Here is a 12,525-nt window from a genome sequence, read left to right as displayed (position 1 = left end):
ACTTGTTATCATGGTTTCAAAGGTACTATGACTCCACTCTCACGAAGATAAATCAGTTTTAGTAGGGGCAATGCCTCTTTATTTACTGAACTGCTTCAAAGGTAGGTTAATACCTCCACATTCTTCGCTTTCCACGTTCCGATTCCTCTATCCTTACATATATCCTTAGGTTTCTCCTATGGTCCTGTATGCTAGAGCTTGCCTGTAACAAGCTATGGGCTTTCATAACGCCAGATTCTTACTTACCCACACATACGATGGCACTGCCACCTGTTGCATTTCTACAACATCTACGTCTAGACCCGTACATTCAGAGATTCGTCAGTGCTTATGCAGCACATTCTAACCATAGATTTTTATGGACTCCCGGCATATAGGATACACCATCCACCTCTGGACAGCTTTCGTGTTAGTTATGACCTAACTTACGATATCTCTCTGCCGACTTTACCGAGCTTCATACCCTTCTATTTAACCTTAGAAAAGGCATGTCGGAGTATCAGAGTAGGCATTTCAAGGCGTTACCCTATCATTCTACCTATCAAGAAATCAGTTCTCCTAGGGATATTAAGCGACTCCCTAGTGCCTAACCTTTTCAGTTAGGAACGTGTCGCACCCGCGTCATAATCACCAAAGATTAAAATTGATTCCTTATTAGCGATTGCTTTTCGTATTCTTTCCACCGCTATGTCCATTCCTAATAACAAAAACGGGTCATGAAATTCATTATTATCATCATATAAAAATGCTTTTGCCTCTTGTGTTGTATGATATCCTCTTTTTAATAATAGAGAGGCAACAATTGGGGATATTTTTAATTCTTCTGCTAATACAGATGCTTTTTCTTTATTTGGGATTTCTTCTTGTATCCATCTTTTTTTAGAACGTAACATTCAATCACCTCAATCTAACTATTATACAAGTTAAAAGAAGTGGTTTCAATCTAAGATCAATGGAAAAAGCCTTACGCTATTTTTACAAAAAATTCACCTTTTGCAAAGATTTATGAATAGGGGGTAATATTTGTTTATCCTATAAAAAGATGCCTATACAGAAAAGAATGATAGTAATAAACAAAGCATCTTCTCTGCAAGGCATCTAGTTTTTATTTTGAATCTATGGGAGCATCAAAATTTTTATTTTTACTATTGTTTTTTTCTTCCCGTTCTCTTTTTTCTTTCTCTAATTGTTTAACACGTCTTTGCAATGAATAAATACGAATCATTCCAGCTGATCCAATAATTAGACCGCCAAGAAGAACAGAAATTAAAATAACTAAAATAAGCGGCCATTGCCCTACCCCAAATAAATAATTAACAGATACTGAATCTACATTAATAACTGCGAATACTGCAACGATTAATGCAAAGATAATTCCAAACAACATATTCCATTGAATTTTCACTTTCTTCCTCCCTTTTTCATACTTTCTATCCTTATTATTTCCTAATTTCCTATTTCTCACTAAATTAAACGAAAAATGGCCTGCCTCCAATTAATTTAGGGGACAGGCATCTATTAAAATTATTACACTTGTGGCTCATCAGAAATTGGACGTTTTTCCTTATACGTAACTAAGACACCTTTTCTCTTCAATTCCTTCTTCTTCCACACATACCATAGCTGTGATGCAATAAAGATAGAAGAATATGCACCACCAATTAAACCAATTAATAAAGCTAGTGAGAAGTTTGTTATTGCATTGCTACCAAATAGTAATAGAGCAACTACACAAATGACAACTGTTAATACTGTATTTATCGAGCGAGCAAATGTCTGTCTAATACTCGTATTAATAATATCTTTTATTTCTTGCGATGTTTTAATGCGCTTCTTCTTCGCTAGATTTTCTCTTATACGGTCAAAGGTAACAATTGTATCATTAATAGAATAACCTACAATGGTCAACACAGCTGCAATAAAGGTAATATCTACTTCCAGTCGCGTAATACTAAAGATTACTAAAATAAAGAATGCATCATGAAGAAGTGCTATTACAGCAGCCAATGCCATATAAATTTCAAAGCGAATCGTTACATAAAGAATAATCCCAATAGAAGAAAAAACAATTGCATAAATAGCATTTTTAGCAAGTTCTTTTCCAACTGTTGGAGAAACACTGCTTACATTTGGATCATGACCATACTTATTTTCAAATTCTGCTTTAATTGTATTAATTTTATCTTGGCTTAAATCACCTTTAATACGAATAGCAGCTACATTTTGCTCATCACCTGAAATAATAATATCATCTGCTTTTACATTCAGCGTGTCCAATTGATCCTCAATTTCAGCAGTTGTTAATGCTTTGTCTGCCATTACTTCTATACGTGATCCACTTGCAAAATCAATTCCAAGGTTAAGCTTGAATATAAACATAATGACAAGCCCTGCAACAATTAAAATACTTGAAATAGTAAAAAATACATTTTTATATTTCACAAAATCTAGGCGATCGAATTTTGTTGGCAAGGTTAATGTATCATAATTTTCATTTATGTGTTTTACATCTTTCTTGTTTACGCCAAACCAGGTAATCTTTTTATCAAAAGCCTTACTCTTAACAAGTAAACCAAGCAATAAACGCGAGCCGTAGACTGCAGAAACAAAGCTCATTAAAATACTGACAATTAACAATGTCGCAAACCCTTTAACAGAGCTTGTCCCATAAACAAATAGAATGATAGCTGCAAGCATAGTTGTTAAATTGGCATCAACTACGGTTGAAGTTGAATTTTTATTTCCAGCCTGAACAGCAGCTCTTAGTGACTTTCCTACTCTTAATTCATCCTTAATTCTTTCATAAGTAATGATGTTTGCATCTACTGCCATACCAACCCCGAGAATAAGTGCTGCAATACCTGGAAGTGTTAGTACACCATTCATTAAGTCCAGGACGAGCAGATTTAAATAAACATAAATAGATAGTGTAATAACAGCCACTAATCCTGGTAGACGATAGTATAAAAGCATAAATAAAAATACGATTCCTACACCAATTATACCCGCTTTTACTGTATCTTTTAATGCCTGATCTCCAAACTGAGCGCCAACACTAGTGGAATATTCCTCAGTCAATTTTACTGGTAAAGCTCCTGCATTTAATAATTCCGCTAATCGAGTAGCCTCATCCACTGTAAAATTACCAGTGATAGAAACCGTATCGGAATTAATGACTTCACTTACCATTGGTGCTGATAAATATTTAGGCTCTTCCTTTGCTGCCTCTTCACTATAAGAATCTCCATCTTCAAAATCTAACCAGATTACCAATGGACTACCTAAAACAGATTCAGTTACTTCTTTAAACTTATTTGCATCTTTAAGCTTTAAAGAAACACTAGGTTTGCCATACTGATCAAATTCTTGGGCAGCTCCACCTTGCACTAGATCAGAGCCATCCAGTAATTTCTTATCTTGAATATCTCTAAATGTTAAATTTGCTTCTGTTGAAAGCATTTCTCTAGCTTCATTTTGATCTGTAATTCCTGCTAGCTGTACTCTTATTCGGTCATTGCCTTCAATTTGGATAACTGGTTCACTAACTCCTAAAACGTTTATCCTTTTATCCAAAGCTTGGGCTGTGCTTTTTAATGCCGATTCATCAATTTTCCCTTTTCCCTTTTCCAGTGGCTCTACTTTATATAGCACTTCAAAGCCACCTTGCAGGTCTAATCCTAGCTTAATCTCACCTAAAATCTTATTGGTTGTTCCTCCCATTAATCCTGCCGCCAAAACAATGATTAATAAAAAAGCAACAATTCTACTGCGTTTAACCATTATGTATTAATCCTCCTCATGTAATACAAAGCAGAAACTTCCCCACTTATGGCCATACTTTACCGTTGGTTGGCCAAACTAAATGATGTCATCTTTTTAATATGAACCTTTCAATCGGCTGTTATTCTATTTTCTAGATGTCTCACTTCTTTCAAGTAACTTAATAATAGCAAGTACTTCAAATTATTTAGAATAAACTCATTATGGAACAGTTTATCATGACTGTCAATTTGTATAAGAAAAATATACTAGTAAAATTATTCTACCTGTCACATAAATTTAACGCCTTTTTGTTCATCCCTATTCTTTCCTTTCTAAATCCTTTAAAAATAGCTCCAAAAGAAGTTAAGAGGAAGCTTTTTTGATTATTCCTTCGACAGAAGCTTTCTTTATTTCAATAATTCTTTTTTCTCTTCTTCTGATAAGACAGAAAGCAAATCTGTTGTTTTGAATGCCTCGATAGTAGCATAGTTCATGAAGTTTGCTACCTTAACATTAAGTATATCCTGCACTAATTCTGCGATTCTAATAGCTTCAGAGGGCTTTTTCCATTTTTTCTTTGTCAAAAACACCCACAGCTCGTCTTCCTTAATGGTGTCATAACCAAGTAAATGAAACTCTTCTATTTTACTATTTAATGCAGGCTTTACTTGTGAACGATACTGGTCATATATATGTGTTGACGACATTCCAATCCACTCCATTACAGTCATTTTATGTTTAATCTATAATCATGAGCAATCTCTGTTACCAAAGCAACAATATTTTGAAAACAACCCTTTATAAAATAGCTTCTTTGCAATCAACACGTTTACTTTTAAAAAACCTTGTCATGCTTTGTCCACATTGTTGCATATAGATAATTGTATAGTATTATTCGCTATTTGAGAAGGCAGGGAATAAAATGTCTAAGTTTTTAAAAGGAACAATGATTTTACTTATAGCTGGATTTATTACCAGAGTATTAGGATTTATAAATCGAATTGTGATTGCACGGTTTATTGGAGATGATGGGGTTGGGCTTTATATGATGGTATATCCAACAATGATTTTAGTTGTTACCATCACTCAACTTGGACTACCTGTTGCCATCTCTAAAAATGTGGCAGAAGCGGAAGCGGAGGGTAATTTACGTAAAGTAAAGAGCATATTAATTGTTTCATTAAGTACAACCCTAGGCTTAACTCTCCTATTTACACCAGCTTTATTTCTTTTGGCTCCTTATCTTTCTCAAACATTGTTTACAGATGAACGGACACTTTTGCCGCTTCTTGCGATTACGCCAATCATACCAATTATTGCTGTTTCCTCTGTATTAAGAGGATATTTTCAAGGAAGACAAAACATGAAGCCTGCAGCAACCTCGCAAGTAATTGAACAAGTCATTCGTATTGCATTGATTGCCACCTTAACAAAAGCGTTTTTACCACTTGGTGTTGAATATGCTGCAGCTGGCGCAATGTTAGCATCTGTTCTTGGTGAACTAGCTTCCTTGTTTTATTTACTAGCATCCTTTAAATGGAGAAAAACATTCCATTTACGGAAAAGGTTCTTTCAATACGTACATAATGGGAAAAGTACTTTTCAAGAGCTAATGACTATTGCATTACCGACTACAGGGAGCAGAATGGTTGGAAGCATCGCTTGGTTTATTGAACCAATTGTTGTTGCTCACAGCTTATCTATAGCAGGTCTCTCTGCTGTAAATGCAACAAAACAGTATGGGGTATTAACTGGATTTGCGCTTCCACTCTTGATGCTGCCATCCTTCTTTACTCAATCCTTATCAACTTCTCTTGTTCCTGCAATTAGTGAAGCCAAAGCAAGTAATCAATTAAAGCTAATTGAGCATTTATTACAGCAAGCACTTAAATTTACCTTTATGACGGGTGGCCTAGCCATTATTGTGCTCTATGTATTAGCAGAGCCTTTAATGACCATTATGTATGGAAGTACAAGAGGAACCTCTTTCATTCAATTAATGGCACCTTTTTTTATTCTCAATTATTATCAAGGACCTCTCCAAGCAGCTTTGCAAGCCTTGAATTTTGCCAGAGCAGCAATGATTAATAGTTTTATTGGCGCCGGTGTAAAAACAGGGTTGATTTTGCTTCTTGCAAGTAGGCCAGAATTCGGAATATACGGTGTAGCCATTGCGTTAATTGTGGGGTTTGTTTTAGTAACAATGCTCCATTTTGCAACAATCTTAAAGACAATTAGCTTTTCTATAATTGTCAAAGATTATCTGAAAATGCTACTTAGTATTTCCTTAACGGCATATTTAGGAACCTTTTTAGTCAAGACTATTTCATTTTCTTCTATCTTATTGCAATTAATTAGTATTACAAGCATCATATGTATTTTTTATGTAATATTGCTTTTCCTTTTCCGTTTAATGACCAAAAAAGATTTAGCAAAAATCCCATGGTTTGGCCGCTTTTTCTCTTAAATATTTATTTTACTAGCAATCAGCAGATGTTGAAAAACATTCCACTGATTGCTTTTGCTATCATGTAAACGATTGTCAGAATGTTTTTTAATGATCCATTAAATCAATATAAAATTCCCCATCTTGGTAGCTGCAAAATGATATGTTTTTAATATTGGTATAGCCTTTTTCTTTTAATTGCTGCCTAAGCCATAAATTTGTTTTGCCTATTTTTGTTAAATTACTTTCTTGAATGATCCCATCCATAATGAGTGGGATGGTAATAGATAGTTTATTTTTTTCTTTTTCAAATACAGATAATTTTCCTGATGTTTCCAATATCGCAAATTCTACATCTGCAATATTGCGGATGTTTTTTTCTCTCAGCTGAATTAATAAATCATCATAATTATATCGCTGACTTTTCATTGCTGTTTCATCAATTTCACCATTTTTGATGATAAAGGTTGGTTCTCCTTCAATAAAATCGCGCATTTTTTTGCTTTTCAAGGATAAGAATGCTAGTAACACTTGAATGGATAAAAGAATAAACATTGGCAATAAAGTTGGCAATAGAGGATCCTGATAATCTTCTATTGCGACAACAGCTATTTCAGCAATCATGATGAAAACAACTAAATCTAATATACTTAATTCTCCTATTTCCCTTTTTCCCATTAAGCGAAAAATAAGAACGATAAGCACATATATCAAAATCGTTCTAAACAAAATGATCAAATATTGTTCCACATTATCTCCTCCGATCAAATATGTTCCCTATTTAATCTGCACCATACAGAAAAAATAATACGAGAAAGAACACGTTGACACATCACCAAACACTGAAAAACTGCTATCTAAATAGGGATAATCTGAAGGTGATTCTTTCATTTTGCACATCTTAATCAGAAAAATACGATTTCAACTATTTTTTTATTCTATTTTTACTTGTACTGAATATGCTTGTACTAGAATACTTTTATAGAAGATTTAAGATGGGGTGGAAAGGAGAGGTTTACAATCGAAGAGAGTAAGCATGTTGGCAGTTCTGTTTTATACGGATTAATTGCCATTTTCATTATGTTAATAACGAGTAGTTTATTCTTTTCCTTATTATTAAGATTTACATCTATTCAAGAATCATCTCTGCAATATATTATTACTGCTGTATCGTTTATTACTTTGTTTGCAGGTGGTTTTATTTCAGGTGGGAAAGGGAAAGAAAAAGGCTGGTTTCTAGGCGGTCTTACAGGGCTAATCTATTCTACCATCATTTTTTTATTTTCCTTTTTAGGATCTGATCAGCTATTTACGATGGAGCAAACAATTTATCATGTATGTTATACGCTTATTTGTATGATGGGTGGAATTTTGGGTGTAAATCTTTCAAAAAATAATTAATAACACACTTAAAAATGTATATTTACCGCAACTAAAAAAATAAAAAGTGCAATCTTATTGGTAAGACTGCACTTTTTGCTCTTATTCTTCTACTTTGTCTAAAGTTGGGCTTGCAACTGTTGCGGAAGATTCTACAACTTCACGAATTGCATTGCGATCAAAAGTTAAGCGTGAACCATCTTTTGATTTTAATACAATTGTCCCCTCATCAATTGCATCGATTGTAGCATGCATGCCGCCAATCGTGACAATCTTATCCCCTTTTTTCAAGCTACTCTGCATATCGCGTACAGATCTTTGACGCTTTTGCTGTGGACGAATTAGCAAGAAATAGAATAATACAAACATTAAAATAAACGGTAATAAACTTGCAAGTTGTGCCATTTATATTTCCCCTCCTTTCAAGTTCTTCTATTAAAAGTTTTTAGCGTTCGGTTTATTAAATCCATAACGTTCGAAAAACTCTTCTTTGAAATCTCCTAAACGGTCATTTCTGATCGCATCTCGGACATTCTCCATTAAGTTTAACAGAAAATATAGATTATGGTAAGATGTAAGCCTTATTCCGAATGTTTCGTCACATCGAATAAGATGACGAATATACGCACGACTGTAATTTTTACAAGTATAGCAATCGCATTCTGGATCTAAAGGTCCAAAATCTCTTGCATATTTAGCGTTTTTAACGACTAGTCGTCCTTCGCTTGTCATCACTGTTCCATTTCTTGCGATTCTTGTCGGCAATACACAGTCAAACATATCAATCCCACGAATAGCACCCTCAATTAAAGAATCTGGTGAACCTACTCCCATTAAATATCGTGGCTTATTATCTGGCATTAGAGGGGTTGTAAACTCAAGTACACGATTCATAACGTCTTTTGGTTCACCAACCGATAATCCACCTACTGCGTACCCAGGTAAGTCTAATGAAACAAGGTCCCTTGCACTTTGCTTGCGAAGTTCCTCATATTCTCCACCTTGAATAATGCCGAATAATCCTTGATCTTCTGGACGATTATGTGCCTTTAAGCAACGCTCTGCCCATCGGGAAGTTCGTTCCACCGATTTCTTCATATATTCATATTCCGCAGGATAAGGAGGACATTCATCAAATGCCATCATAATATCTGACCCTAAAGCATTTTGTATTTCCATTGCTTTTTCAGGAGAAAGGAATAATTTGTCCCCATTTAAATGATTTCTAAAGTGCACGCCTTCTTCTTCAATTTTGCGGAAATCACTTAAACTAAAGACTTGAAACCCACCAGAATCCGTTAAGATTGCCTTATCCCAATTCATGAATTTATGAAGACCACCAGCTTCTTTCACGATTTCATGTCCTGGTCTTAGCCATAAATGATAGGTATTACTTAAAATGATATTTGCTCCCATTGATTTTAAATCTTCTGGAGCCATCGTCTTCACGGTTGCTAATGTTCCAACCGGCATAAAAGCAGGTGTCTCAAAAGAACCGTGTGGTGTATGTACTATGCCCAATCTGGCACCTGTTTGCTTACATGTTTTTATGAATTCATAACGTATTGCTGTCAAATTATTTTCTCCTTTATATAAAGTGAAACTTCCATCGATTCATCAACTTCCTATCGTTTTTTACATAATGATATTTATTAAACAAACTTATAGAATCAACTATATATTGTAATGAATATCACTGCGAAACTCAAGTAATTCGTGAAACTATCTTCCTTTATCTAACGTATAAACATAGCATCGCCAAAACTAAAGAATCGATATCTTTCTCTTACTGCCGTTTCATAGGCATGAAGTACATTTTCTCTTCCAGCTAGTGCACTAACTAACATTATCAAAGTTGATTTAGGTAAATGAAAATTCGTAATCATTCCATCAATTCCTTTAAACTCATAGCCAGGATAAATAAAGATACTTGTCCATCCACTGCTTTCTACAAATTTTCCGTTATTTGCGGATGCAATTGTTTCAAGTGTTCGAGTAGACGTTGTCCCAACGGAAAGAATCCGCCCACCTTCTGCACGTACTTTATTTAATAATGATGCCGTTTCTCCATTAATTTGATAAAATTCGGCGTGCATTTCATGCTTATCTACTTCTTCTACATTAACAGGACGGAAGGTACCAAGACCAACATGAAGAGTAATAAATGCAATATGTACTCCCTTTTCTTTCAAAGCATCCAATAAATCAGTTGTAAAATGTAGTCCAGCTGTCGGAGCAGCCGCAGAGCCTCTTTCTTTTGCATAAACTGTTTGATAACGATCTTGATCGTCTAATTTTTCTTTAATATATGGCGGCAACGGCATCTCACCAAGTTGATCTAGAATCTCATAAAAAATCCCTTCATACTGAAAATCGAGAATCCGACCTCCGTGCTCTAATTCTTTTACACACACAGCTTTTAATTTACCGTCTCCAAAGGTAATAATCGTACCTTCTTTTACCCTTTTAGCAGGCTTGACAAGTGTTTCCCATTTGTCTTCCTCTTGTTGCTTTAATAAAAGCACCTCGATATGTGCTCCAGTATCTTCTTTCTCGCCATGTAATCTTGCTGGCAATACTCTTGTATCATTTAATACTAGACAATCACCAGGATTGATATACTCATAAATATCCTTAAATTTGCGATGCTCTAATTCACCAGTATCTTTATTTACAACCATTAATCGACTACTTGTGCGATCCTCTAAAGGAGTTTGTGCGATTAATTCTTCTGGTAAATGAAAATCAAATAAATCTACTTTCATGTCTGTCACCTATTCTTTCTTTCATGCAATTAAAATCTTAACGAAATTTTCCTATAAAATAAAAAACGAGCGATAAAACAATACTAATTACAATGCAAGTTGTAATCGGAAAATAAAAAGTCGAATGTTCTTTTTTTATTAGAATGTCACCAGGAAGCTTTCCAATAGGGACAAATTGCATGATAAGCCCGATCAGAAATACAATTATGCCGATGATCATTATATATTTGGAAATTTCATTCATCATTCTCTTCCTTTATATCATTTGTTTTATTTTATAGATTGGCTGTTTTCGTAAAGTTTGTTGCGATTACCCGCAGCCAACTAATTCTTTTTTCCTATTGAAAAAACAACAATCCTTTAGAAAACAGCCTATAGATTAGAAAATTTATTCAGGTTTAATATTTAAATGATCATAAACAAGATGTGTAACACTTCTCCCTCTAGGAGTTCGTTGCAAGAAACCAATCTGAAGCAAATATGGTTCATAAACATCTTCAATTGTATGAGCTTCTTCTCCAATAGTTGCTGCAATCGTTTCTAATCCGACTGGTCCACCCTTAAATTTATGAATCATTCCTAGTAATAATTTATGGTCAATATGATCTAACCCTAAACGGTCAACCTGTAAAAGTTCAAGTGAATTGTCCGCCAAATCTTTAGTAATCATCCCATCTCCCTTTACTTGGGCAAAATCACGTACTCTTCGTAAAAGGCGATTGGCTATTCGGGGAGTCCCTCTCGAACGTCTTGCTATTTCCCATGCAGCAAGTTCTTCCATCCCAATTTGTAGAACATCAGCTGTTCTCACAACAATATCTTTGAGCTGTTCTATTTCATAATATTCTAGTCTAGATAAAACTCCAAACCGATCTCTTAACGGTGCAGAAACAGAACCAGCTCTTGTTGTTGCACCAACGAGAGTGAAAGGGGGCAAATCAAGCCGAACAGATCGAGCACTAGGTCCTTTCCCAATAACAATATCTAAACAATAATCTTCCATCGCTGGATATAAAACTTCTTCTATTGCACGTGGCAACCGATGAATCTCATCTATAAACAGCACATCCCCGGGCTCTAACGCAGTTAATATTGCTGCCAAATCACCAGGCCTTTCAATCGCTGGACCTGCAGTTGTTCTAATATTAACACCCATCTCATTAGCAATAATCGTCGCAAGCGTAGTTTTCCCAAGTCCTGGTGGTCCATATAATAAAACATGGTCCAGTGCTTCTTCTCTAAATTTAGCAGCCTCAATAAACACCTTTAAATTGTCTTTTACTTTATCTTGACCAATATACTCATGTAATTGAATAGGACGCAGACTTTTTTCAAACGATAAATCCTGCGTATCTGCTTCACTTGAAATGATTCGATCATCCATACCATTCACTCCCTTCCATAAGTCCTCAAGTAAATCTACGTATTTACTACTACTCTTTATTCAATCTATTGATTTCCCCTATGGAAAAACAAGAATCTTAAAAAAGCTAACATCTTATCTTTTTAACAGAAGCTTTAATGCCAGCTTGATATATCCATCTGTTGTTAACTGCTCCCTTTTTAAATGAGGAGAAATTTTCTTCACCTCTTTTTCTGAATATCCAAGAGCTGTTAACGCTAGAATCGCCTCATCCATTGCTGAATCACTTTCTACTTTGGCTAATTGCTTATCTACTGTAAATAAATCTGGGGAGGAATCTTGCATAAAATCAGCTAATTTCCCTTTTAAGTCCAGAATCATCTGTCTTGCTGTTTTCTTTCCAACGCCTGGAAATTTCACAAGAAACGCTTCATCTTCTGCTTCTATTGCAGATATAACCTGACTTGGTTCTCCAGATGCAAGAATAGCCAATGCTCCTTTAGGTCCAATTCCAGAAACATTTAGAAGCTTTGTAAATAAGGCTTTTTCATCTTGTGAACGAAAACCATATAAACTAATATTATCTTCTCTAACATAATGGTAGGTAAATACTGTAATCTTGTTACCCGAAAAGGCTGAAAATGAAAATGGATTAGGTGTTTTAATCTGATAACCAATTTCATTATTTTCGATTACGATATATTCGGGTCCAACAAATTCTACATTTCCTTTTATATATTCATACAAATTAAATTCTCTCCCTTATAAAGAACAATTCCATTAGTTGGGGTCTCACTTCCCATTAAGTG

General features: G+C 34.8%; 13 protein-coding genes. 2 read left to right on the top strand and 11 right to left on the bottom strand.

Annotation, left to right across the window (positions count from 1 at the left end; translation table 11 throughout):
• Positions 1–599 precede the first annotated feature (599 nt).
• From ACTNDN_RS00510 to ACTNDN_RS00495, 4 genes are all read right to left on the bottom strand, one after another.
• A complete protein-coding gene (locus ACTNDN_RS00510) occupies positions 600–893 on the bottom strand; it encodes a hypothetical protein (RefSeq protein WP_251627463.1) in 294 nt (97 codons plus the stop codon).
• A 212-nt stretch (positions 894–1,105) separates the two neighbouring features.
• On the bottom strand, positions 1,106–1,405 hold the full coding sequence (locus ACTNDN_RS00505; protein ID WP_031540617.1) for a LapA family protein: 300 nt from the start codon (positions 1,403–1,405) through the stop codon (positions 1,106–1,108).
• Positions 1,406–1,527: 122 nt separating this feature from the next.
• The gene (gene secDF / locus ACTNDN_RS00500) at positions 1,528–3,780 is read right to left on the bottom strand and encodes a protein translocase subunit SecDF (protein WP_031540618.1); all 2,253 of its coding nucleotides are present in this window, start codon (positions 3,778–3,780) and stop codon (positions 1,528–1,530) included.
• 389 nt (positions 3,781–4,169) lie between these two features.
• Complete coding sequence (locus tag ACTNDN_RS00495) at positions 4,170–4,469, bottom strand: post-transcriptional regulator (protein ID WP_031540619.1); 300 nt, start codon at positions 4,467–4,469, stop codon at positions 4,170–4,172.
• A 215-nt stretch (positions 4,470–4,684) separates the two neighbouring features.
• On the opposite strand from ACTNDN_RS00495, the gene spoVB reads away from it, so the two are divergent.
• Entirely contained in the window at positions 4,685–6,229 is a 1,545-nt protein-coding gene (gene spoVB, locus ACTNDN_RS00490) for a stage V sporulation protein B (RefSeq protein WP_031540620.1), read from the top strand.
• A gap of 87 nt (positions 6,230–6,316) precedes the next feature.
• Here spoVB and ACTNDN_RS00485 read toward each other — a convergent pair whose 3' ends face one another.
• Entirely contained in the window at positions 6,317–6,958 is a 642-nt protein-coding gene (locus ACTNDN_RS00485) for a DUF421 domain-containing protein (RefSeq protein ID WP_031540621.1), read from the bottom strand.
• Positions 6,959–7,189: 231 nt separating this feature from the next.
• On the opposite strand from ACTNDN_RS00485, the gene ACTNDN_RS00480 reads away from it, so the two are divergent.
• Complete coding sequence (locus ACTNDN_RS00480; protein WP_311296540.1) at positions 7,190–7,609, top strand: TIGR04086 family membrane protein; 420 nt, start codon at positions 7,190–7,192, stop codon at positions 7,607–7,609.
• 81 nt (positions 7,610–7,690) lie between these two features.
• On the opposite strand, the gene yajC is transcribed toward ACTNDN_RS00480, so the two are convergent.
• The 6 genes from yajC to ruvA all read right to left on the bottom strand — a co-directional run bounded on the left by yajC (position 7,691) and on the right by ruvA (position 12,463).
• Positions 7,691–7,993 carry a preprotein translocase subunit YajC gene (gene yajC / locus ACTNDN_RS00475; RefSeq protein ID WP_031540623.1) on the bottom strand — a complete coding sequence of 101 codons (303 nt, stop codon included), beginning with the start codon at positions 7,991–7,993 and terminating at the stop codon, positions 7,691–7,693.
• A 30-nt stretch (positions 7,994–8,023) separates the two neighbouring features.
• On the bottom strand, positions 8,024–9,163 hold the full coding sequence (tgt, locus tag ACTNDN_RS00470; RefSeq protein WP_031540624.1) for a tRNA guanosine(34) transglycosylase Tgt: 1,140 nt from the start codon (positions 9,161–9,163) through the stop codon (positions 8,024–8,026).
• A 161-nt stretch (positions 9,164–9,324) separates the two neighbouring features.
• A complete protein-coding gene (queA, locus tag ACTNDN_RS00465) occupies positions 9,325–10,353 on the bottom strand; it encodes a tRNA preQ1(34) S-adenosylmethionine ribosyltransferase-isomerase QueA (protein WP_251627458.1) in 1,029 nt (342 codons plus the stop codon).
• A gap of 37 nt (positions 10,354–10,390) precedes the next feature.
• Positions 10,391–10,597 carry a DUF2905 domain-containing protein gene (locus ACTNDN_RS00460; RefSeq protein ID WP_031540626.1) on the bottom strand — a complete coding sequence of 69 codons (207 nt, stop codon included), beginning with the start codon at positions 10,595–10,597 and terminating at the stop codon, positions 10,391–10,393.
• 144 nt (positions 10,598–10,741) lie between these two features.
• The gene (ruvB, locus tag ACTNDN_RS00455) at positions 10,742–11,737 is read right to left on the bottom strand and encodes a Holliday junction branch migration DNA helicase RuvB (RefSeq protein WP_251627457.1); all 996 of its coding nucleotides are present in this window, start codon (positions 11,735–11,737) and stop codon (positions 10,742–10,744) included.
• Between the two features lie 114 nt (positions 11,738–11,851).
• Complete coding sequence (gene ruvA / locus ACTNDN_RS00450) at positions 11,852–12,463, bottom strand: Holliday junction branch migration protein RuvA (RefSeq protein ID WP_441130420.1); 612 nt, start codon at positions 12,461–12,463, stop codon at positions 11,852–11,854.
• Positions 12,464–12,525: the final 62 nt, after the last annotated feature.

This window comes from Niallia sp. HCP3S3_B10 (genome assembly GCF_052064465.1).
GTDB lineage: Bacteria > Bacillota > Bacilli > Bacillales > Cytobacillaceae > Niallia > Niallia hominis.
This window is presented reverse-complemented; position numbering and strand designations above follow the sequence as displayed.

Bases quoted from the DNA above. Each gene is read 5' to 3' on its own strand.
- ACTNDN_RS00510 (WP_251627463.1), bottom strand. From the start codon at position 893: ATGTTACGTTCTAAAAAAAGATGGATACAAGAAGAAATCCCAAATAAA.
- secDF (WP_031540618.1), bottom strand. From the start codon at position 3,780: ATGGTTAAACGCAGTAGAATTGTTGCTTTTTTATTAATCATTGTTTTG.
- ACTNDN_RS00495 (WP_031540619.1), bottom strand. From the start codon at position 4,469: ATGTCGTCAACACATATATATGACCAGTATCGTTCACAAGTAAAGCCT.
- spoVB (WP_031540620.1), top strand. From the start codon at position 4,685: ATGTCTAAGTTTTTAAAAGGAACAATGATTTTACTTATAGCTGGATTT.
- yajC (WP_031540623.1), bottom strand. From the start codon at position 7,993: ATGGCACAACTTGCAAGTTTATTACCGTTTATTTTAATGTTTGTATTA.
- queA (WP_251627458.1), bottom strand. From the start codon at position 10,353: ATGAAAGTAGATTTATTTGATTTTCATTTACCAGAAGAATTAATCGCA.
- ACTNDN_RS00460 (WP_031540626.1), bottom strand. From the start codon at position 10,597: ATGAATGAAATTTCCAAATATATAATGATCATCGGCATAATTGTATTT.
- ruvB (WP_251627457.1), bottom strand. From the start codon at position 11,737: ATGGATGATCGAATCATTTCAAGTGAAGCAGATACGCAGGATTTATCG.